This window comes from Notoacmeibacter ruber (assembly GCF_003668555.1).
In the GTDB taxonomy this organism is placed as follows: domain Bacteria; phylum Pseudomonadota; class Alphaproteobacteria; order Rhizobiales; family Rhizobiaceae; genus Notoacmeibacter; species Notoacmeibacter ruber.
The window spans coordinates 160,394-181,919 of the sequence record NZ_RCWN01000001.1; the positions used below are offsets into that span (position 1 = coordinate 160,394).

General features: G+C 59.5%; 23 protein-coding genes. 14 read left to right on the plus strand and 9 right to left on the minus strand.

Going from position 1 to position 21,526, the window contains the following annotated elements:
* Window positions 1–29 precede the first annotated feature (29 nt).
* The gene (locus tag D8780_RS00760) at window positions 30–938 is read left to right on the plus strand and encodes a LysR substrate-binding domain-containing protein (protein WP_121643920.1); all 909 of its coding nucleotides are present in this window, start codon (window positions 30–32) and stop codon (window positions 936–938) included.
* A 52-nt stretch (window positions 939–990) separates the two neighbouring features.
* Here D8780_RS00760 and D8780_RS00765 read toward each other — a convergent pair whose 3' ends face one another.
* The 3 genes from D8780_RS00765 to D8780_RS00775 form a co-directional block, all read right to left on the minus strand.
* Entirely contained in the window at window positions 991–1,485 is a 495-nt protein-coding gene (locus D8780_RS00765) for a DUF892 family protein (RefSeq protein WP_121643921.1), read from the minus strand.
* Between the two features lie 140 nt (window positions 1,486–1,625).
* Window positions 1,626–2,282: a peroxiredoxin gene (locus D8780_RS00770; protein WP_121643922.1), complete on the minus strand. Its 657-nt coding sequence runs from the start codon at window positions 2,280–2,282 to the stop codon at window positions 1,626–1,628.
* A 127-nt stretch (window positions 2,283–2,409) separates the two neighbouring features.
* Window positions 2,410–4,005 (minus strand): peptide chain release factor 3, encoded by a 1,596-nt coding sequence (locus D8780_RS00775; RefSeq protein ID WP_121643923.1) that lies wholly within the window; start codon window positions 4,003–4,005, stop codon window positions 2,410–2,412.
* A 168-nt stretch (window positions 4,006–4,173) separates the two neighbouring features.
* Here D8780_RS00775 and D8780_RS00780 point away from each other — a divergent pair, with 168 nt between their 5' ends.
* From D8780_RS00780 to D8780_RS00820, 9 genes are all read left to right on the plus strand, one after another.
* Window positions 4,174–5,343, plus strand: coding sequence for a PAS domain-containing protein (locus D8780_RS00780; RefSeq protein ID WP_158598400.1), 1,170 nt, complete (start codon window positions 4,174–4,176; stop codon window positions 5,341–5,343).
* Window positions 5,344–5,528: 185 nt separating this feature from the next.
* Window positions 5,529–6,107 (plus strand): TetR/AcrR family transcriptional regulator, encoded by a 579-nt coding sequence (locus tag D8780_RS00785; protein WP_121646272.1) that lies wholly within the window; start codon window positions 5,529–5,531, stop codon window positions 6,105–6,107.
* 8 nt (window positions 6,108–6,115) lie between these two features.
* The gene (locus D8780_RS00790; RefSeq protein WP_121643925.1) at window positions 6,116–6,469 is read left to right on the plus strand and encodes a DUF1428 domain-containing protein; all 354 of its coding nucleotides are present in this window, start codon (window positions 6,116–6,118) and stop codon (window positions 6,467–6,469) included.
* Between the two features lie 4 nt (window positions 6,470–6,473).
* Window positions 6,474–6,932: an SRPBCC family protein gene (locus D8780_RS00795; protein WP_121643926.1), complete on the plus strand. Its 459-nt coding sequence runs from the start codon at window positions 6,474–6,476 to the stop codon at window positions 6,930–6,932.
* 7 nt (window positions 6,933–6,939) lie between these two features.
* Window positions 6,940–7,473 (plus strand): GyrI-like domain-containing protein, encoded by a 534-nt coding sequence (locus D8780_RS00800; protein ID WP_158598401.1) that lies wholly within the window; start codon window positions 6,940–6,942, stop codon window positions 7,471–7,473.
* Window positions 7,474–7,552: 79 nt separating this feature from the next.
* Window positions 7,553–8,155 (plus strand): bifunctional nicotinamidase/pyrazinamidase, encoded by a 603-nt coding sequence (pncA, locus tag D8780_RS00805; RefSeq protein ID WP_121643928.1) that lies wholly within the window; start codon window positions 7,553–7,555, stop codon window positions 8,153–8,155.
* Between the two features lie 6 nt (window positions 8,156–8,161).
* Window positions 8,162–9,472, plus strand: coding sequence for a nicotinate phosphoribosyltransferase (gene pncB, locus D8780_RS00810; RefSeq protein WP_121643929.1), 1,311 nt, complete (start codon window positions 8,162–8,164; stop codon window positions 9,470–9,472).
* Entirely contained in the window at window positions 9,469–9,936 is a 468-nt protein-coding gene (dut, locus tag D8780_RS00815) for a dUTP diphosphatase (RefSeq protein WP_121643930.1), read from the plus strand. Before pncB ends, dut begins: the two co-directional genes overlap by 4 nt.
* Window positions 9,937–10,030: 94 nt before the next feature.
* Window positions 10,031–10,588 carry a DJ-1/PfpI family protein gene (locus D8780_RS00820; RefSeq protein WP_121643931.1) on the plus strand — a complete coding sequence of 186 codons (558 nt, stop codon included), beginning with the start codon at window positions 10,031–10,033 and terminating at the stop codon, window positions 10,586–10,588.
* A 15-nt stretch (window positions 10,589–10,603) separates the two neighbouring features.
* Here the strand turns inward: D8780_RS00820 and mbfA are convergent, their stop codons facing one another.
* Window positions 10,604–11,587, minus strand: coding sequence for an iron exporter MbfA (gene mbfA / locus D8780_RS00825; protein ID WP_121643932.1), 984 nt, complete (start codon window positions 11,585–11,587; stop codon window positions 10,604–10,606).
* Window positions 11,588–11,718: 131 nt separating this feature from the next.
* Here mbfA and D8780_RS00830 point away from each other — a divergent pair, with 131 nt between their 5' ends.
* Window positions 11,719–12,828 (plus strand): phosphatase PAP2 family protein, encoded by a 1,110-nt coding sequence (locus tag D8780_RS00830; RefSeq protein ID WP_121643933.1) that lies wholly within the window; start codon window positions 11,719–11,721, stop codon window positions 12,826–12,828.
* Here the strand turns inward: D8780_RS00830 and D8780_RS00835 are convergent.
* Genes D8780_RS00835 through D8780_RS15860 form a run of 3 tightly spaced genes read right to left on the minus strand, consistent with a single transcriptional unit; the run spans window position 12,797 to window position 14,639 of the window.
* Window positions 12,797–13,885: a 5-(carboxyamino)imidazole ribonucleotide synthase gene (locus D8780_RS00835; protein ID WP_121643934.1), complete on the minus strand. Its 1,089-nt coding sequence runs from the start codon at window positions 13,883–13,885 to the stop codon at window positions 12,797–12,799. The two genes, D8780_RS00830 and D8780_RS00835, sit on opposite strands and share 32 nt — an antisense overlap.
* Entirely contained in the window at window positions 13,882–14,397 is a 516-nt protein-coding gene (purE, locus tag D8780_RS15855; RefSeq protein ID WP_245412208.1) for a 5-(carboxyamino)imidazole ribonucleotide mutase, read from the minus strand. The genes D8780_RS00835 and purE overlap by 4 nt, the downstream gene beginning before the upstream one ends.
* Before the next feature lie 38 nt (window positions 14,398–14,435).
* On the minus strand, window positions 14,436–14,639 hold the full coding sequence (locus D8780_RS15860; protein WP_245412209.1) for a YdcH family protein: 204 nt from the start codon (window positions 14,637–14,639) through the stop codon (window positions 14,436–14,438).
* A gap of 187 nt (window positions 14,640–14,826) precedes the next feature.
* On the opposite strand from D8780_RS15860, the gene D8780_RS00845 reads away from it, so the two are divergent.
* Window positions 14,827–15,003, plus strand: coding sequence for a YdcH family protein (locus D8780_RS00845; protein WP_121643936.1), 177 nt, complete (start codon window positions 14,827–14,829; stop codon window positions 15,001–15,003).
* 144 nt (window positions 15,004–15,147) lie between these two features.
* Window positions 15,148–16,161: an NAD(P)H-quinone oxidoreductase gene (locus D8780_RS00850; protein ID WP_121643937.1), complete on the plus strand. Its 1,014-nt coding sequence runs from the start codon at window positions 15,148–15,150 to the stop codon at window positions 16,159–16,161.
* 58 nt (window positions 16,162–16,219) lie between these two features.
* On the opposite strand, the gene D8780_RS00855 is transcribed toward D8780_RS00850, so the two are convergent.
* Both D8780_RS00855 and D8780_RS00860 read right to left on the minus strand, forming a co-directional pair.
* Entirely contained in the window at window positions 16,220–18,814 is a 2,595-nt protein-coding gene (locus tag D8780_RS00855; protein ID WP_121643938.1) for an HWE histidine kinase domain-containing protein, read from the minus strand.
* The gene (locus D8780_RS00860) at window positions 18,811–19,371 is read right to left on the minus strand and encodes a biliverdin-producing heme oxygenase (protein WP_158598402.1); all 561 of its coding nucleotides are present in this window, start codon (window positions 19,369–19,371) and stop codon (window positions 18,811–18,813) included. The genes D8780_RS00855 and D8780_RS00860 overlap by 4 nt, the downstream gene beginning before the upstream one ends.
* 321 nt (window positions 19,372–19,692) lie before the next feature.
* On the opposite strand from D8780_RS00860, the gene lepA reads away from it, so the two are divergent.
* Complete coding sequence (gene lepA / locus D8780_RS00865; RefSeq protein ID WP_121643940.1) at window positions 19,693–21,501, plus strand: translation elongation factor 4; 1,809 nt, start codon at window positions 19,693–19,695, stop codon at window positions 21,499–21,501.
* Window positions 21,502–21,526: the final 25 nt, after the last annotated feature.

Below are 21,526 nucleotides of genomic sequence, written 5' to 3' on the forward strand. Positions count from 1 at the left end.
TTGTCTGACCCTTTATATAGAAAATCTATATGAAGAATCTCAATCGTGTGCACCTGAATGCTCTCCACGCGGCAGAAGTCATTGGTCGAACCGGGACATTGAAAGCGGCGGCGCAAGAGCTTGGCGTGACGCCCGGGGCGGTCAGCCAGCATCTCATCAAGCTGGAAAAGCAGTTGGGCCATCAGCTATTCGAGCGACAAGCGGCAGGTTTGCGTCCGACACCGTTTGGCGCAGCACTCCTGCCCGAACTGCATGAAGGGTTCAGTCAGCTCGAACATGCTCTGACCATGGCGCGTGGCCGGGGCGACGGCATTTTGACGCTCTCCGTCGCTCCGAACTTTGCCGCCAAATGGCTGGTACCGCGGCTTGCACGGTTCTCCCGGCTCCATCCCGGCGTAAGCGTGCGCGTCGAAGCGACGTCGACTCTCGTTGACCTCGACGCTTCGGATATCGATCTCGCTATACGGGTGGGTGACGGAGAGTATACGGATGTCAGGACCGAATTTTTGGCGCCTCAAGAGGTCTTTCCGGTCTGCGCGCCGTCGCTCGCCGAGGCGCTGAAGGTCCCTGCCGATCTGAAGACGGCGTGGATCCTCCGTGACGTCAACTCCGTTATTCCATGGCAATTCTGGCTCGATCAATTCGATATGCGCGAGGAAGAGTTGCCGCAGGGCTATGCGTTTACCGATGGTGCGCTTTGCCTAGAAGCTGCGATTGCGGGCCAGGGCGTGATGCTGGCCTGGCGGTTTCTTGCGGAGGATGCGATAGCGGCCGGCCAGCTCGTGGCCCCCTTCGAGGGGTGTACCGCTACGGGGCTCTCTTATTGGCTTCTGAGTTCGAAGCGGCGCAGACCGGGCCTGCCCGTAAGGGCGTTCAGCGAGTGGTTGAAGAACGAGATCGCTGGTTCATTTGCGCCGCCAAGCGCGTCCGCCGGATAAAGAAAGGGCCGGCTGATGGCCGGCCCTTTCCTTCATTCTTCAACGATGCCGTTCAGACGGCGGCTTTGTTGACGCCGCCCATTGCGATATCGGTCATGTGGCGATCGCCTTCATATGTCTCGTTGAGGCAATCCTGCAGCCGGTCGGCTTCGTCGTTCAGCTCGAGGCGGCGCGCGAAGGCGACGAGGCAGCCATAGCCGGCAATGGCGTAGTGAGCCATGCGCTGATACTGCGTGATGATCATCGCGTCGCGCGCATCGGCGTCGTCAATATCCTGCTCGATACCATGCGAGCGTGCTTCTTTGACGAGACCTTCCATGCCCTTGCAGAATTCGCCCTTCGGGTCGGCATCATGGGCCTTGATGATCGAACGAAGAACTTCCATGCCATTTTCGATGCCTTTGACACCGGCCGACAGGGCGTCCTGCAGTTCTGAATTGTCAGCCTTGTCTTTCAACTCGGCCGTGACCTTCGAGGACTGGTGGCAGGCGCTGAAAATATCCTGCAGCTGGTCAACATAAACGTCTTTAAGATTGGCAATAGCCATGAAAATAACCTTCCCTTCGTGCATTCAAAATTGTCGAATGATCAACACGCGAAGAGGCGGTCTCGTTCCATATCAACGCAGGAAAAAGGCCGACGCATCGCTGCGCCGGCCTTCGTGTTTTTCCTACAAATTGAAAGCCGTCAGGCCGAGGGCTGTTTGGTTTTGCGCAGATAGGGCAGAACCGTATCGAACGCACCGAACTTCGCCTTCGCATCATCGTCGGAAAGGGTCGCCGGAATGATGACGTCTTCACCGACATTCCAGTTGGCTGGCGTCGCAACGGTGTGCTTGGCTGCTGTCTGCAGCCCGTCAAGCGCGCGCAGCACTTCGGCGAAGTTACGGCCGACATTCATCGGATAGGTCATGGAAAGCTTCAGCTTTTTGTCCGGCCCGATAATGTAGACGGTGCGAACCGTGGCCGTGTCGTTCGGCGTGCGTCCATCCGGCAGATAAGCCTCGGCGGGCAGCATGTCGAAGGCCTTGGCGACCTTAAGATCGGCGTCGGCCACGATCGGGAAGCCGGCCTTGGTGCCCGCAACCTTCTCGATATCGCCCTTCCATTTCACATGGTCGTCCGCGCTGTCGACCGAGACGCCAAGCACCTTGGTGCCACGCTTTTCCCATTCATCGGAAAGCTGCGCGACAGCACCGAATTCGGTCGTGCAGACCGGCGTAAAATCCTTCGGGTGGCTGAAGATGACGGCCCAGCTATCGCCGATCCAGTCATGCAGCTTGAAGGTGCCCTGGTCGGTTTCGACTTCGAGATTTTCAATCGTGTCGTTGATACGGAGGCTCATAATAGCTCCTTTCAAAAGAATTTCTGTTGCAGCGAATGTAAGGTGTGCAGCCTGATAAATCAGGGAATGACTTGGCGATTATCGGCCACCTTTGGGGATGGCTTTGCGCGTTTCGACGAATTGCCGATCAAGCCGCCTTTTTTGTCCCGACCTGATAGTCCTTTACCGTTGCGAAGCTGATGGCAGGCCAGCGCTCGGCCTCATAGTTCAGCGAAAAGCCGTTCGGCGCCATATAGACGGGGTCGCCGTCCAGATCGCGGCTCATTTCTCCGCGATGGGCGTCCATGAAATCGCGTAGTTCCTGCTGCGTCGGGGCGGAAATCCACCGCGCCACGGCAAAGCGGGCCGGTTCGAACCCGACCGGCAGCGAGTACTCCTGGTTGAGGCGCTCGGCGAGGACGTCGATCTGCAGTGCACCCACGACGCCGACAATGGCTGGGGAGCCGTCTTCCGGTGTGAAGAGCTGAACGACACCCTCCTCGGCCATCTGCGCCAGCGCTTCCTTCAGCTTCTTGGCCTTCATCGCATCTTTCAGCGAGACGCGCCGCAGAATTTCCGGCGCAAAATTCGGAACGCCGCGGAAGACGATATCTTCGCCATCCGTCAGCGTATCGCCGATGCGCAGGGTGCCATGGTTCGGAATGCCGACGACATCGCCGGCATAGGCTTCCTCGGCCAGATGCCGCTGCGAAGCGAAGAAGAATTGCGGCGCTGATAGTGGCATGGCCTTGCCCGTACGAACCAGCTTGGCCTTCATGCCGCGTGACAGCGTGCCCGAACAGACCCGCACGAAGGCAATGCGGTCGCGATGGTTCGGGTCCATATTGGCTTGAATCTTAAAGACAAAGGCACTCATGCCCTTTTCGGTCGCCTCGACATGGCGGTTTTCCGCCTCCTGCGCACGAGGTGCGGGTGCGTAATCCATCAGAGCGTGGATCAGATCGCGCACCCCGTAATTCTTCAGGGCGGAGCCGAAGAAGACCGGCGTGAGGTGCCCTTCTCGGAAGGCCTGCATGTCGAAAGGACGGCAGGCTTCGGCCGCCAGTTCCACGCCTTCGACAAAGGCTTCCTGCTCGTTCTCCGGCAGCATGCCGGCGGCCGCATCGGCCTGCGGGCCGTTGACCCTTGTGCGCTCCTTCTCGGCATCGCCATGGCGCACGGCGCTCTCGGCCAGGTGATAGGTTCCGCAAAAGCTCTTGCCCTGACCGATCGGCCAGGTGACGGGCGCGGTATCAAGCGCCAGTTTCTCCTCAATTTCGTCGAGAATTTCGAAATTGTCGCGCGCTTCGCGGTCCATCTTGTTGACGAAGGTGATGATCGGGATATCCCGCAGCCGGCAGACTTCGAAGAGCTTCAGTGTACGCGGCTCGATACCCTTGGCGGCGTCGATCACCATGATGGCGGAGTCGACGGCTGTCAGCGTCCGATAGGTATCGTCGGCGAAGTCTTCATGGCCCGGCGTGTCGAGCAGATTGAAGACGTGGTCTTCATATTCGAATGTCATCACCGAGGTGACGACCGAAATGCCGCGTTCCTTTTCGATCTTCATCCAGTCCGAACGGCTGCTCTGACGGTTCTTCTTGGCCTTCACTTCGCCGGCGAGCTGGATTGCGCCGCCGAACAGCAGCAGCTTCTCGGTCAGCGTCGTCTTGCCGGCGTCGGGGTGCGAGATGATGGCGAAGGTGCGCCGCCGCGCGACCTTCTCTTGCAGTGTGTCGGCCATAAGAGTTGATCCGTTTGAGGTCTGACCGCCATGTGGCAAGCGTCCGGGCCGAAGTCAACGTAAGGCCGAGCTTTGGCAAAGTTGCAAATGTTAGGCTGTGCAGCCGCGGATGGGCATTATATTAGATGCATAAGAGCAAATACGTCTCATGGTCGATATGGAGTCTGGATGCACGAAGAAGACGAGAACGGTGGTCCCGTCTCCGATGAGAGGGTGACAACGGCCTTTCGACCGGAACATGACCCTTATGACAACACGATCGGTAAAGACCACCAGTCTCGGCGGGTGTTCCAGGCCCTTCAGGACGATGTCGGCGCCAATCGGCGTATTGCCGAACTTGGGATACGATCCGACCTGTTTTTCGAACAGGCCCTTGAGCAGACGCGGATGGCCGTGTGCGTAACGGACCCGCATCAGCCGGATAATCCCATCGTCTTCGTCAATAATGCGTTTGAAGCGATGACCGGTTACGCGCGCGAAGACATTGTCGGCAAGAATTGTCGGTTTCTCCAGTCTCCCCGAACCGACCCCAAAATGGTCGCCCGGCTGCGCAAGGCGATCGATGCCGAAGAGACATGCGTGGTGGAAATTCTCAATCGCCGGGCTGACGGGACCGAGTTCTACAATTCGCTGCATGTCGGCCCGATCTACGGTCAGGATGGCAGGCTGGCACTCTTTTACGGCTCACAATGGGATGTCACCGATCTCGTCGAAGAGCGGGAAAGGACGATGCGGCTAAAAATAATCGGCCGCGAGCTCAATCATCGGATCGGCAACATGTTTGCCGTGGTCGGCTCGATTTTGAGACTGTCCCGACCGAGGGAAGGGGAGGGCAAACAATCTTTCATCGACGCGGAAAACAGGATTCAAGCGCTTTCGAGAGCGCATCAGGCCTCGATCAATATGGGCGACAATCCCGGTGGGGCGACGGAAACGGTGGACCTGCACAAGCTCGTTGAAACCATCCTCCTGCCTTATCAGACCGAGCAGCAGCGTAACCGCGTCACCTTCGGCGGTCCGGAAATCTCCATTCTGGCCCATGCCGTATCGGCGGTCAGTCTCACTCTGCACGAACTGTCGACCAATGCAGCCAAGCACGGTGGCCTTCGTGATGGCGAAGGCACGATACGTGTCGTCTGGTCGGTTGATGATGGATTGCTTGATCTGCGATGGATGGAGCGTGGCGCAGGCGAAGCCAAGAGAAACCCGGAACACAAGGGAACCGGCGCCAAGCTGATAAACACCCTGGTGCAGTCGATCGATGCGACGGTTGAACGGGAGTGGGGAGAGGATGGGCTGATCGTCCGGCTGAAAATGCCACCAAGCGTCATGGCGTAACCTGGCCCTTTCCTGATTTCCATCACACCACACGAGCGCGTGTCGCGCACTCTCGAGGCGTCATGCCGCCTAAACCGGCGGTTAATCGGCCAAGTGTAGCACTATTGACAAAAATACCAACCGGTTGGTATGTATTTCAGATGATCGAGGCCAAACGCGGATATTTGAAGGGGAAGGAGGCGAGGATGCGCATACTGGATGCCGCGATCGCCTCGGTGCGGGAAAAGGGCTATGCCGCGACCCGCGTTGACGAGGTGGCCGCAGCCGCCGGCGTAACCAAGGGCGGCTTCTTCCATCACTTCGCCAGCAAGGAAGAGATGGCCGTAGCCGCCGCTGAACGATGGAGCGAGACGACTGGCAAATTGTTCCGGTCCGCGCCTTACCATCTGCCAGACGATCCGCTAGAGCGGGTGCTGGCCTATATCGATTTCCGCCGCGAAATCATGACCGGTAAGACCAACGAGTTCACCTGCTACGCCGGCACCCTGGCGCAGGAAGCACACCTGACAGCATCAAACCTTCGCGATGCTGCGCGCGCTTCCATCTTTGAACATGCTGAGACGCTGATCGACGATATCGCTGCCGCCAAAGCCAAGCATTGCCCTAATGCGAACTGGACAGCGGAAAGCCTCGCGCTTCACACCCAGGCCGTCTTGCAGGGCGCATTCATCGTCGCCAAAGCCGATGGCGGTCCAGAGCGTGCGCGCGAAAGTGTGGATCATCTGAAACGCTACATCGAATTGCTGTTCAACCAGACCAATTGAGAAAATTTATGACCGTTGTAAGCGGATTTGTGGCCGCCGTGCCCAAGGCGAATAAGGATAAGTTCATCGCTCATGCCAAGGCGGCAGCCGAGGTGTTCAAGGAGCATGGCGCCCTTGAAATCATGGAAAACTGGGAACTCGACGTGCCGGATGGTGAGTCGACCTCGTTTCCCCTCGCCGTCAAGAAGAATGAAGACGAGGATGTTGTCTTCTCGTGGATCGTCTGGCCAGACAAGAACGCTGCCGATCGCGCCATGGAGGCGTTGATGAGCGACCCGCGCATGGATTCCGAAACCAATCCCATGCCGTTTGACGGCAAGCGCATGATCTGGGGATTTTTCGACAATATCGTGAAGGTGTGATCCATTGGCACAGAGCGTTCTGTTTATCGAGCGGACGATTGATACGTCTCGCGACAAGCTATGGCGTTGCTGGACGGATGCCGCCCTCCTCAAGCAATGGTTCTGCCCGAAGCCTTGGACCGTGCCGGACGCTGAACTCGACATTCGACCGGGCGGCGTCTTCAGGACGGTGATGCAGGGGCCAAATGGCGAGCGTCACGACAATCCAGGTCAGGTCTTGGCGTTGAGACCACTGGAGCAGCTCATCACCTCAGACGCCTTCACGGGCGACTGGCAGCCGGGCGAAAAGCCATTCCTGATTTCTGTCGTGACCATGTTGGATGCCGGAAACGGCATGACGCACTATCGCTGGGAAGCCCGTCACTGGAGTGAGGAAGACCAGAAAAGTCATGAAGAGATGGGCTTCGAAGCAGGCTGGAACGCCTCGACCGATCAACTCGAGGCATTGGCGAAGAGGCTATAGCAGCATCATGCGTGATATCCACGAAACTGCAAAGAACGGCGCCAGCCTCACCATTCCCGTGGTGCGAAGCTTCGAACCGATGACCTATCTTGCGATCGCTGTCGAATGCGCGATGGCCGATCTGCCACAGGCGGCACCGTCTGCCTTCCCGCGCCTGCATCGATGGTGCGAAGATCATGGGGTAGAGCTGGGCGAAGGCCTGTTCCGCTATTTTCATTTTACGGCGGATGGAAGGACGCTTGTTCACGTCGCAAATCTTGTCGACAGGACAGTAGCGATTGATGACGACGCCGAAATTATCACCGGTGAGATGGCAGGCGGAGACTACGCCGTCGCAGTCCATACCGGGCCCTACGACCTCCTCTACGACAGCACGGTAATGATGGACGGTTGGTTGTCCGGTCGCAATCTTGCAAAAGATGAGCGGCGCTCAGCACAGCAGTTTGAACCGGCCTGCCAAGTCGAAATCTACCGCAACGGACCATGGAGCGAGCCAAACCCAGCGGCATGGGAGACTGAACTGCGTATGAAATTGGCATAGGGCTCTTCCCCCCGTTCGTGGCCGCTCTTTCATCCTTCCGGCCAGTCATCTAAAACTCTGACAGAAAAGGGGACGGCGCATGGATAGCAAAACGGCATTGCTGGTCATCGATATGCAGAACGATTTCTGCGAAGGCGGCGCACTGGCGGTCGAGGGCGGTACATCGATCGTGCCGTTGGTCAACAAGCTCATCGCCGGCTACGATCATGTCATCCTGACGCAGGACTGGCACCCGCAAGGCCATTCGTCCTTCGCCAGCCAATATGAAGACAAGGCCCCGTTCGAAACCATCGAGATGCCCTATGGCGAGCAGGTCCTGTGGCCTGACCATTGCCTGCAGGGAACGGACGGCGCCGCATTCCATCGCGAATTGGAGTGGACGACCGCACAGCTGGTGATCCGAAAAGGCTTTCGTCGCGAGATCGACAGCTATTCCGCTTTCCGTGAAAACGATCGTGAAACACCCACGGGACTGGCGGGCTATCTGCGTGAGCGAGGCATAGATGATCTCGTTCTCTGCGGGTTGGCCTTCGACTATTGCGTCGCCTGGTCCGCTCTCGACGCGCGACGTTTTGGGTTTTCAGCGCGTGTGGTGGAGGAAGCGACAGCCGCCATCGATCTCGATGGTTCGAAGGCGAAGATGCGCCTGGCAATGGAGGAAGCGGGCGTCCGCTTTGCTTGATCTGACATGACCGCACCGATTACCGACATCGCCAAGCGGGTCCACGACCATACCTGGAAGCTCGATCCGATCATCCGGTCGCTGCTGGATACCGATTTCTACAAACTTCTGATGCTGCAGATGATCTGGAAGAGGCACCGCGATCTTCCGGTGACCTTCTCCCTGATCAACCGAAAGCCGGAGATTCGTCTCGCCGACGAGATCGATGAATCGGCTCTGCGCGAGCAACTCGATCACGCGCGGACGGTGATGCTCTCGAAGAAGGAGCGGATATGGCTGGCGGGCAACACATTCTACGGCAAGAAACACATCTTCGAGCCGGAATTTCTCGAATGGTTCGCCAATTTCCGTTTGCCGGACTACGATCTGTCAGTGCGCGACGGCCAGTTCGAACTGTCCTTCAGCGGCTCCTGGTGTGAAGTCACCATGTGGGAAATCCCGGCGCTTGCCATCCTGATGGAACTGCGAAGCCGTGCCGCCATGGCGGGGATGGGGCGTTTTCACCTGGATGTTCTCTATGCCCGCGCCAAAGCGCGGATGTGGGAGAAGACCGAACGCCTGAACCGTCTGGAAAATTTGCGTATCTCGGACTTCGGCAGCCGTCGGCGTCATTCCTATCTTTGGCAGCGATGGTGCGTCGAAGCGCTTAAGGAAGGCATCGGCGAGAAGTTCACCGGAACGTCGAACGTCAAGCTGGCGATGGACACCGATCTGGAAGCGGTCGGCACCAATGCCCATGAATTGCCGATGGTCTACGCGGCGCTGGCGGACAGCGACGCAGAGCGGCTTAAGTCGCCCTATAAGGTTCTGGAAGACTGGAATACGCTCTATGGCGGCAATTTGCTGATCGTCTTGCCGGATGCCTTCGGCACGGAAAGCTTCCTGCAAAATGCGCCCGGCTGGGTGGCCGATTGGACCGGTTTCCGCCCCGACAGCGCCCCGCCCATCGAAGGCGGCGAGCGCATCATGCAATGGTGGCGACAGCACGGTGTGGACCTGAAAGATCGCATCCTGATTTTCTCCGACGGGCTTGATGTCGAGACGATCGAGGAGACCTATCGCCACTTCGAAGGGCGCGTGCGGATGGCTTTCGGCTGGGGCACCAATCTGACCAATGATTTCGTCGGCATGGCGCCGACCGAGAATGAGCGCCTTCGCGCGCTCAGCATCGTGATCAAGGTGACGGAGGCGGCGGGCCGCCCTGCGGTGAAGCTCTCCGACAATCCCAACAAGGCGACCGGCGACGAGCAGACGGTGCAGGACTATCTGCGATTGTTTGGCGGCGACAGCCGGGTGGAGCAGGCGGTGCTCGTATGAAGGATGTGCTTGGTCCTCAAATCGGGATACGTCGCCTGCCGCATGCCGAGGGGCTCGATCTGCCCTCATATGCCAGCGACGGCGCGGCAGGCATGGATATACGCGCGGCGGTTTCGGCCGAAGACCCCGTCCAGCTCGCGCCAATGGCACGAGCTGCCATACCCACCGGCATCATGATGCAGATCCCGGAAGGATTCGAAGTGCAGGTCCGCCCGCGCTCCGGCCTTGCCTTGAAGAGTGGCGTCACCTGCCTCAACACGCCCGGCACCATCGATTGGGATTATCGGGGCGAGGTGAAGGTCCTCCTCATCAATCTCGGAGCCGAAACCGTCTCGATTACGCGCGGGATGAGGATCGCCCAGCTGATCGTCGCCCCGGTGGTCCGCGCCCGGCTCGAAGAGCTATCGGAGCTTGGCGCCACGAAACGCGGCACCGGAGGCTTCGGCTCGACCGGAACGGCCTGATACCACAATCGGGCCCGACCTTATCCAGCTTGGAAAGAACGAAAAGTCTCCTCCGTGCGTTGTCCTACACGATCAAAAAGGGAAGGGACGCCCGATGAGATTGAATGCAAGACGGATCGGCATACTGACGACCGACGGCTTCGACGATGCTGCTCTGAATTTCCTGCGCGAGGAATTGCGATCACAAGGCGCTGAAGTTCGCCTCCTTTCCTTGCTCCCCGACTCTGTCCAAGGCTGGTCGAGGGAGGGCTGGAGTGATCGGCAAGCCGTCGATCTGGTTCTTGACGACGTGGCGCTGACCGATTTCGACGCGCTGGTCATTCCACCCGGATTGATTGCGGTCGATACGCTCAAGGCTACGCGATACGCTGTCAACTTTGTCAGCCGCTTCGCGGCCGGTCATCGTCTCGTGGTTGCGATTGGCCACGCGCCGCTTTTTCTGAACGAAGCGGGTCTTATACGCGGCCGAACCGTCACCGGTACACGCAGTATCCGTACCGAACTGCGCAATGCCGGCGCTCATGTCAGGGAAGATGGGCCAAGGCGAGATGGAATGTTGATCACGGCAGCCGACAATGGCGAACTCCTGCTCACAGTGAATGCGATTGCTGACGGCTTTATGACGGAGCGAAGTACACCGGAAGCGGCCTGAGGGCGCTTACCTCCGCTAGGCCGTGCCGATCAGCATTCCCGCTGCGAAGACCAGTGCACCTCCAAGGACGACCTGAAAAAGAGCGCGGCTCCACGGGGTTTCCATATAGCGCCGCTGGATCCAAGCGATCACGAAAAGCTCGACCACCACGATTGCGATGGCGGTCAGCGTCGCCGTCCAGAAATGCGGGATGAGATAAGGCAGGGCATGACCAAGCCCGCCGAGCGTTGTCATGATGCCGGTCGCAAAACCGCGCTTGATCGGTGAGCCGCGTCCGGAAATGACGCCGTCATCGCTGGCCACCTCCGTGAAACCCATGGAGATACCGGCACCAACGGATGCCGCGAGACCGACCAGAAAAGTTTGCCAGGTATCGTGTGTCGCGAAAGCAGCCGCGAAAATCGGCGCCAGGGTCGACACGGAACCATCCATCAAACCGGCAAGGCCGGGCTGTACGTAGGTGAGGATGAATCGCCGGCGCTCCGCGTCATCCTCCGTCAGGCGTTCCGAAGGGCCAAGATGTTCCTCGATCAGGCCTTCGGCGCGGTCCTGATGCTGGGCCTCCGCTGCAGCCAGATCGCCCAGCAGTTTACGAAGATCCGCATCGGTGGCGCGATGCGCGGCCTGCTCATAAAAGCGGCGGGCCTGATGCTCCATGGCGCCGGCCTGTTCCCGAACCTTTTCCAGACCGAGCGGACGCACAAGCCAATCCGGCTTGCGATGGTAGAAACCGGCCACATGCTCGCGGCGGATAAGGGGTACCGTGTCGCCGAACTTGGACTGGTAGAGTTCGATCAGGCGCCGCCGGTGGCCGTCCTCTTCCTCTGCCATTCCCTCGAAAATACGGGCTGTCGATGGATAGTCCTGCTGGAGTCCGTCGGCGTAATTTCGATAGATCCGTGCATCGTCTTCCTCTGATGAGATAGCGAGGGCGAGAATTTCCTGCTGTGAAAGACTATCGAAGCGGCGGCGCGATCCACCCCAAAAACGTTCGATCATGACGTTCTCCCCGGCACGAATGGTCTGCAACTGGTGGCATATAAGAGATTGGTCAAGGAAAAGCCCTTTCTTTACGTAACAGCAAGGCGATTGCGCCATCTTTCGGAACGATCAGTCCAAAGAAGGTTTGAATGACCCTGCTCGCCGAAATCAGAAAGCCGGACGGCCGCTTTGCCTCAGCCTGGCGCTTTGGAAAGCCGATCCTTCCGCGTGGCGAGTGGATCCTTCTCACCCTTGCCGTGGCCACGGCGCTCGCCGGACAGATCGTTGGTCTCTCTTCGGGGCGATCGACTGATTTCCATGTCGTCACCACGGTTGTCGAAGACCTCTCCTTGCTCGGCATCTTGACGTTGAGCGCCTTTCTGGCCGGCCTTCTGCTTGATGCCGCGAAGAAGAAGAGCAAAAGCCCGACCCGTCACGTTCTGGCCGCGCTGTCGGGCTTCTTTTATGATCCCGCCCGTTTCGGCCGTGCCCTTCGAACTGTCGCGATCTTCACCCTGTTTGCCATCGGCTTCGGTGAGCTCAAGGGACTCGCGGCGCTGGGCGGGTTTCAATGGGACGAGCCGCTCATGCATGCCGAGCGCTGGCTGCATTTCGGTTTCCTGCCGCATGAATGGCTATCGCCGTTCTACGATTGGCCCCGCGCCGTCCAACTCGTCAATTATATCTATAATCTCTGGTACTTCGTCATGATCGGGATGGTGCTGCTACTGGCGCTTCGGCATGGCTCACCATCGAAAAGGTTTCGCTATCTGTGTAGCTTCATGGCGACATGGCTGATCGGGGGCGTCGTGATGGCGTTGATCTTCTCGTCTGCCGGGCCGTGCTTCTATGGGCGGCTGGGCTTTGGCGCCGAATATGCGCCGCTCATGGCAGAGCTCGGTGCGATTGATAAGGTGCACGAACTCTATGCGCTTTCGACGCAAGACATGCTCTGGGAGAGCTTCGCCGCAGGAAAGAATGCTGCGGCCATCAGCGCTTTTCCGTCCCTGCATGTCGCGACGGCAACGCTGGTCGCACTTTTCGCATGGACGTCGGGCAAGATGCTCCGGATTGCGGGCCTTCTGTTTCTTGGCGCGATCATGCTCGGCTCCGTCCTTCTCGGCTGGCATTATGCGCTCGATGGTTATGCCGGCATTGCTCTCGCGCTTATCGCCTGGACGGTGACAGGCCGGCTCGCTCAGCTCGCCGGCGTACCGGCAACAGCATCTACGAGCTGCCTAAAGGCTTCAGATAGGTAACGTGACCCATTTTACGGCCTGGTCGCGCCTGTCGCTTGCCATAGTGATGCAGGACGGCATTGGGCTTCTGCGCCAGTTGCGGAAGATCGTCGATCTCATCGCCGATCAGATTCTCCATCACGCAATCGCTGTGTCGGCTCGTCGCACCCAATGGCAGGCCGCAAATGGCGCGGATATGCTGCTCGAATTGGCTCACGGCGCAGGCCGCTTCCGTCCAGTGTCCGGAATTGTGGACGCGCGGAGCGATTTCGTTGACCAGCAACTCCTGGTCCTTGGTGACGAAGAATTCGATGCCGAGCACGCCGACATAGTCGAGCGCATTCAAAATGCGCCTTGCTGCCTCGCGTGCTTGGGCGGACACGGTGTCGGAGATCTGCGACGGCACCGTCGATCGGCGCAGTATGCCATCGGAATGTTCGTTGCGAGCCGGATCGTAAAACGCCACGCTGCCATCCAGACTGCGGGCCGCAATGATCGATATCTCGCATGAAAAGTCGATGAAGCCTTCGAGGATCAACGGCACGGTCCCCATGGCCGAAAAGACGCCATCGACCTTGGCTTCGGTCTTGCCGTCAAACACACGTTGTCCCTTGCCGTCATAGCCCATGCGCCGCGTCTTGAGGACACCCCGCCCGCCGAAACGCGCCAGCGCGTCGGCGATCTCCTCGTCGCTGTCGGCAGGAACGAAAGGTGCTGTCGCGATGCCGTGCTCGTTGATGAAGCGCTTTTCAACCAGTCGATCCTGGCTGAAGGAGAGCGCCTTTGCCGGCGGATAGACGGGCACGTGGCGGGCCAGCTCCTCCATCGCACCGACCGGCACGTTTTCGAATTCATAAGTGACGACTGACGCCCGTTCCGCCAGCTTTGCCAAGGCGGCCGGATCGTCATAGGCGGCGTCGATCTGCTCGACGCAGACATCGCGGGTTGGGCACCCGCCCTTTTCCAGCACAACGCATTCATAGCCGAGACGCGCTGCGGCCATTGCGAGCATACGGCCAAGCTGGCCACCGCCGATAATCCCTATTGTCGAGTTTGGGGGCAGGGCGGGTCCGCTCATTCGCTATCGCTCGGATGTTCGGCCACACTCTTGGTCCGCGCCGTCCGCCAGGCATCCAGCCGGTCTCTGATGGCCGGCTCGCCGAGCGAAAGGATGGAGGCTGCCATCAGGCCCGCATTGGTCGCGCCCGCCTTGCCGATCGCCAATGTGCCGACGGGAACGCCCGCGGGCATCTGGACGATGGAAAGAAGGGAGTCTTTGCCGGACAAGGCTGCCGATTGCACCGGAACGCCGAGAACCGGCAGGCTGGTCCATGCAGCGACCATGCCGGGAAGGTGCGCCGCGCCGCCCGCCCCTGCGATAATGACGGCGAAACCCTTCTCGCGCGCGGACATCGCGAAATTCCGCATACGGTCGGGCGTCCGATGGGCGGAGACAATGCGGGCCTCGTAGGGGATCGATAGATCGTCGAGCAATTCGGCGGCGTATTTCATGGTGGGCCAGTCTGATTGACTGCCCATGATGATCGCGACTTTTGGCTGGGCCGATGGTGCGGTATCCGTTTGGCTCATAGAGGGGAAGTTCCGTCGTTGGTATTCGTCACGCTCGCTCAGGCAATGATGTCGGGAAGCGTGCCATCTGCGAGTTCGCTTATCTTGTCTTTCAAAACCAGCTTCTTCTTCTTCATCCGCTGGATGCGAAGGGCGTCGCAACCTGTCTTGACCATCGCCTCGATCGCGGCGTCGAAATCGGCATGTTCCTGTTTGAGACGTGCGAGTTGAAGGCGAAGCTCGGCCTTCTCCTGATCGGACATGGAGGCAATTCCCTGAAAAACAGGCTCTTTCTCTATCACATTCACAAACTGTTTGAAATGCTACCACGGAGCATTCGACAGGAACCGTTCCGTGTTGCAAACTGTTACATGAAGGTGTGGCGGCGTGCCCTTCCAAGGCATGATTGCCATGCGCTTCCTCAATAGAAACAATACGGAGGGAATGCCAATGTCTCTTGACTCCCATCTTGCCGAACTTCACCGCAAGCACGGGGATCTGGATCAGCAGATCGAAAGGCTGCAAGCCGCTCCGGCCACCGATAACCTCGAAATCGCCCGCCTCAAGCGACGGAAACTCGCTTTGAAAGACGAGATTACGCGTCTTTCGCCCCCGGTTCGTCACTAGTTCCGCGCATCTGTCCGTCTACGCGGCGGATTAGTCAGTTTGGAAGGGCAGGTCGGCGGCCTGCCCTTTTTGATGGGCAGATTCCGGCCTTTCCGAATGACCGCCGCGAACCAGATGGTGTGCAAAGTCCGAGCGGAGAACACCATGGCCCATTTGCCCCAAGAGATGACCGTCATAGAGATCGCCGAACCCGGCGGGCCCGAAGTGCTGAAACTGGGGCGGCGTTCGCTTCCTTCGCTGCGGGCCGGAGATGTTCTGATCCGGGTCGAGGCGGCGGGTATCAATCGGCCGGATGTCTTTCAGAGGAAGGGTCTTTATCCGGCTCCCGATGGCGCATCCGATCTGCCCGGGCTGGAGGTCGCCGGGCGGATCGCAAAGATCGGCGAGGGCGTCACGCAATGGAAAGAGGGTGACGCGGTTTGCGCGCTGACGCCCGGGGGCGGCTACGCACACTATGTCGCTGTCGCGGCCGGCCACTGCCTTCCGGTGCCGGAAGGGCTGTCGATGATCGAGGCGGCTGCGCTTCCCGAAACCGCCTTCACCGTGTGGCACAATGTCTTTCAGAGGGGCGGTCTCAGCGAAGGCGAGAGCCTCCTCGTTCATGGGGGCACGAGCGGTATTGGTACGATGGCGATACAATTGGCGAAGGCCCGCGGCGCAAGAGCTTTCGCGACCGCAGGGAGCGCCGAGAAATGCGAGGCTGCAGAGAAGCTGGGCGCCGAGCGATGCGTCAATTACCGGGAAGAAGACTTCGTCGAAGTGTTTCAGGACGCGACAGGCGGTAAGGGTATCGATGTTATCCTCGATATGGTCGGCGGCGATTATGCGCCACGCAACCACAAGCTCGCTGCCACAGGGGGTCGGATTGTGCAGATCGCCACGCTTGGCGGAGCGAAACAGGAGGTGGACCTATCGCTCCTGATGCGCAAGCGGCTCACGCATACCGGCTCCACTCTCAGGCCACGATCGGATGATTTCAAAGCGGCACTGGCTAGGGAACTGCACGAAGAGGCTTGGCCGCTGATCGAAGCCGGCAAGGTGCGTCCGCTCATCGACAGGACAGTGGCTCTGGAAGATGCGGCCGAGGCTCATCGATGGATGGAACAGGGCGATCATATCGGCAAGATCGTGATGACCGTGGAGCACGAAGCCAACTAGTCTTCGAACATGCGACGGCACGACCGAAGGATGCCGACCACGTGCAGGCGTGATGCGCTCAGACCGCCCTCTGGCCCAGTGCGTCATGGATAAGACCGCGCACGGCATCGCGGTCGTAGGGCTTGGAGATGCAGCAACGATCTCCAAGAGATTCGGGAATCTTCAAATTCTCGCCATAGCCGGTCGCAAATCCGAAGGGAATGCCGCGTTCTCTCAGAATTTCAGCCACGGGAAAGCTTGTCGCGGAGCCGAGATTGACGTCCAGAATGGCGAAATCGAGTTCGGACTGTTCGGCAATCGCTTTCGCATCGGAAAGGTTACTGGCAACATCGACGGTCAGCGCACCGTATTCCAGCAGAAGATCCTCAAGTTCCATGGCGAGGATGAGATTGTCCTCTGCGACCAGAAAGCGTTTCGGCTGGCCTGACTCGATCTGACGAGAAATATCCCGCTTTCGTTTCGCATCCGGCTCGGCCGGCCTTTCCGTGCTTTCGGGCGCCGGCTTGACGTGTTTCCGGGGCAGTTCGAACTTGGCATGAAGACCTGAGAGTTCGAAGTCGAGCGTCGCCCTTCCGTTGAGCTCGTAGGGGACGGAGCGCTCGACGATCGTCGAGCCGAAACCCCGACGCTGCGGCGCTTTCACGGCCGGGCCCCCGCGTTCCAGCCAGTCGATGGTAAAGATCCCATCCTCTTCCATGGTCGTGGTCACGTCCACATGACCGGCAGAGGCTGAAAGAGCGCCGTATTTCGCACTATTGGTGGTCAGTTCGTGGATGACCAGAGCCAGTGTCGCGAAGGCTTCCGGCTCAAGCAGGCAATCATCGCCGACGATGCGAATACGATCCTTGCTCTCGCCGAGATAGCTGGCGGCCTCGACCTCGATCATGCGGTGCAGGGACGCTGCGGACCAGTTCTGCTTGGTGATCTGGTCGTGCGCGCGTGCCAGAGACTGGATGCGCGTATCAAGAATGTTGATATAGTCGCTAACCGAAAGGTTCGTACCCCGGCTCTGGCTGACGATACCCTTCACCAGCGAAAGAATGTTTCGAACCCTGTGGTTCAGTTCGGCGATGAGCAGTTCCTGCCGCTCTTGCGCCTGCTTCCTCTCGCGCGCGACCTCGTCGGTAAAGCGAAGAACCACTTCGAGCATCACCATACGCAACTGCTCGGCGACCCGCAGATCGCTGCCCGACCACATCTCGCTTTGGCCGCGCTGTTCCTTCTGCCAGGCTTCGAAGCTCTTGCGGGGATTGAGCCGGACGCCATTGGGGCCGGCGACGACCGGTTTGTCGGGGTTTCCAGCCCATGTCACCGTCTTCACGACCTCGCGGCGGAAGAAAATAATGTAATCGCGCGGGCTGCGGCTGATCGGAATGGCCAACATTCCCGCCGCGCGGTCGGCAAAGGTTTCCGCACCGCCAAAAGCGCTGCCGATATGATGGGTCGAGAAAATCTGGTTGCCGGAATCCGTGTTCAGAAAGCGGACGATTTTCACCAGTTCGTCGTCGGACGGGGCAGAGCCATAAGTTTGCCGGTTCTTGTCGATGACGATCGCGAAACCATCGGCGGACAGCAGTTTCGAGATCTCCCTCAAAACAGGAGTCACGCCGTGAATAGGGTCGCTGCTCGGCGAAATGGATGCCGAAAACGTATTGGTCAGCCGGCGAACCTCTTCATCCGACCTGCGCTCTTCGTCGGAAAGGCGGGTCGAGAGCATCAGCGAGAACAGTTCGCCGAACATCTCGGCGACGCCGCGCTTGAGATGATCGACCACGATCGGCGTCTCGTGGTGGCAGGCGAACAGCCCCCAGAGTCGCCCGTTGATGACGATCGATATGCTCATCGACGCCGATACATCCATATTGCGAAGGTATTCCAGATGGATGGGCGAGACGCTGCGCAGGATCGAAGAGGACAGGTCGATCGGCTCGCCGCGAATGTTTCGCGCGGGCGTCACGGGTACACCGTCTTCGGCCGTGTTGGCGATCAGACGGATCGGGTGTTTCAGATAAAGCGCGCGTGCCTGTTTCGGAATATCGCTGGCGGGATAGCGCAGACCAAGAAACGGATGCAGCCGGCTCTGCCGTGCTTCTGCAATCACCTCACCGGAGCCATCCTGCAGAAACTGATAGACCATCACCCGGTCGAAGCCGATGATGAACTGCAGATAGCGCGCCGCATCCTGGCAGAGGCGTTGGACCGACTCATGCCGGGCCAGGCGTGGCAGGGCGTTGCGGACCAGAAGCAGCTCTTCATCCTGCGCATCGGATGATCGGGAGGGCTCCAGTTCCAGTACGGTCGTTCCGGTCTCGGGGATGACGTGAAGCGTCACGTCGAAACGCGCGCCTGTCTCCGCGATGGGCAGGTCGCGCAATCGTTCACGCGGGCTGTGAAGGGAAAGAGTCTGGATGCGGTTGCGGATCGTATCGATCGACTGTTGCGAGAAGAACCGGACGAGCGGCTCGCCGATCATGGCCTCCGCTTCCACATCGAGAAACGTTCCGACATTCTCGGAAACGTGGCTGACGATCCAGTCCGAGGAGACGGCGATGAGAAAGCCGAAACTCTGAACCTTGCCGAGCAGATGGATCGGTTCGCGGTCGCAATTGGTCAGGTCGACTGAGAACTGATCAACATCGAAATAATCGCTCATGGAAGGGTCTTGTTGCTTCTGCCGTGCGTTTGGGCCATGGCCGCACGCTGATAAACCTCGAATGTATGGCGCGCCGCATTGACGGCATCACCATGCGATATGCCCTCTTTATCGGCCTCGTCCAGCACGCTCACAAAACCGGCCCATAGACGCTCGCCTTGGCCATGGCCGAGGAATCGTGTCGGAAAACGCGGATCGCCTTGCGGCACACGCTCCATCAGGAGCCGCGCGCCCATGCGCGAGCCTTCCAGTACATAAGCCGCACCGAGACGCGCCGCAGGCGAGGAAAGGTCGGCGTCGATGTCGATCGCGGCAACGCTCTCCTGAAAAGGCAGTTCGGCGAGGTCCTCGGCGAGAGCCTGGCGCCTCTGCCGTGCCGACCAATCCGGCAGTTCGTGCGCAATGCCGGCCTCTTCCAGCGCCCGTTCATAGGCCGGCAGCACCGCTGCATGGGTCGCGAGAAACGCGGCATAGTCCTTCGCATCGTCGAGGCGAAAGGCGCTCATCTCGTCATCCAGCGCCTGATGGGCATGGCGTGTTTCATCGCGCAGGGCCATTCTGAGCCGCTGCGATCTGCCTTGGTCCTGCGCTGTGGAATTGTCGTCACGATACATGAATATATGTCATTGCTAAAGTGAAAGGCGAAGCGGTTGCACACTCGTCGGGAGTTCGCAACAATTAAGATTGAAGGATGGCGCCCGCTGGCGCAATCTTCCGTTTCCACTCCCTTATTTAGGCGTCGGTACCATCGAAAGAAGGTGCATCCCGCTCGTCCCGCTCTGGCGTGGTCGCGCCGGCGCCCTCAAAGAAAGAGGGAAGGGGATTTCAGCGTGTTTTGGCGCTTCCGTGCAGGCGAGAACGCCTCTATATGAGCGGCCATGACAGACACACCGCGCTCCCATATCCGCAATTTCTCCATCGTGGCCCATATCGACCACGGCAAGTCCACGCTCGCGGACCGGCTGATCCAATCGACGGGATCGCTGGAAGAGCGCGAGATGAAGGACCAGATCCTCGACGCGATGGATATCGAGCGCGAGCGCGGCATCACCATCAAGGCCAATACCGTCCGCCTCGAATATGATGCCAAGGACGGCCAGCACTATGTGCTGAACCTGATCGACACGCCCGGCCATGTCGACTTCGCCTATGAGGTCTCACGGTCTCTGGCTGCCTGCGAAGGCTCGCTCCTCGTGGTCGACGCGTCGCAGGGGGTCGAGGCGCAGACGCTGGCGAATGTCTATCAGGCGATCGACAATGACCACGAACTCGTCACCGTCCTCAACAAGATCGACCTGCCCGCCGCCGAGCCGGACCGCATCAAGGAGCAGATCGAGGAGGTGATCGGCATCGATGCTTCCGACGCCATACCCATCAGCGCGAAAAGCGGCATGGGCATTCCGGACGTGCTGGAAGCCATCGTGCAGCGCCTGCCCGCGCCGAAGGAAGGGGATGCGAATGCGCCGCTGAAAGCGATGCTCGTCGACAGTTGGTACGACGCCTATCTCGGCGTGATCGTGCTGGTCCGCATCATCGACGGCAAGCTTAAGAAGGGCCAGACCATTCGCATGATGGGCACGGGCGCGAAGTACCCCGTTGAGCGCGTCGGCGTCCTGACGCCCAAAATGGTGCTGATCGACGAACTCGGCCCCGGTGAGATCGGTGTCATCACGGCCTCCATCAAGGAAGTTGCGGATACCCGCGTCGGCGACACAATCACCGAGGACAAGAAGCCCTGCGCCAAGATGCTGCCGGGCTTCAAGCCGGCCCAGCCGGTCGTCTTCTGCGGCCTGTTTCCGGTCGATGCCGCCGATTTCGAGGACCTGCGCGCCGCAATGGGCAAGCTCCGCCTGAACGACGCCTCGTTCAGTTTCGAGATGGAAACATCGGCCGCACTCGGCTTCGGCTTCCGCTGCGGCTTCCTTGGCCTGCTCCACCTGGAAATCATTCAGGAGCGCCTCAGCCGCGAATTCGACCTCGAGCTGATCGCGACGGCGCCGTCCGTGGTCTACCAGATCACCATGACCGATGGCAGCGAGATCGAGCTGCACAACCCGGCCGACATGCCCGACGTGGTCAAGATCGAGCACATCAAGGAGCCGTGGATTCGCGCCTCCATCATGACGCCGGACGAGTATCTCGGCCCGATCCTGACGCTCTGCCAGGAGCGGCGCGGCATCCAGCAGGACCTCTCCTATGTCGGCAGCCGCGCAATGGTGGTCTACGACCTGCCGCTGAACGAGGTGGTGTTCGACTTCTACGACCGGCTGAAGAGCATCTCGAAGGGCTATGCCAGCTTCGACTACCAGATCAGCGATTATCGCGAGGGCGACCTCGTCAAGATGAGCGTTCTCGTCAATGAAGAGCCGGTCGACGCGCTCTCAATGCTGGTTCACCGCAGCCAAGCCGAACGGCGCGGGCGCGGCATGTGCGAGAAGCTGAAGGAACTGATCCCCCGCCACCTCTTCAAGATTCCGATCCAGGCGGCCATTGGCGGCAAGGTCATCGCCCGCGAAACGCTCAGCGCCATGAGGAAGGACGTGACCGCCAAATGCTATGGCGGCGACGCGACCCGCAAGCGCAAGCTTCTGGAGAAGCAGAAAGAGGGCAAGAAGAAGATGCGCCAGTTCGGCCGCGTCGAAATCCCTCAGGAAGCGTTTATTCAAGCACTGAAGATGGATAATTGAGGCGCACTAAGCCGATTTCATCTAC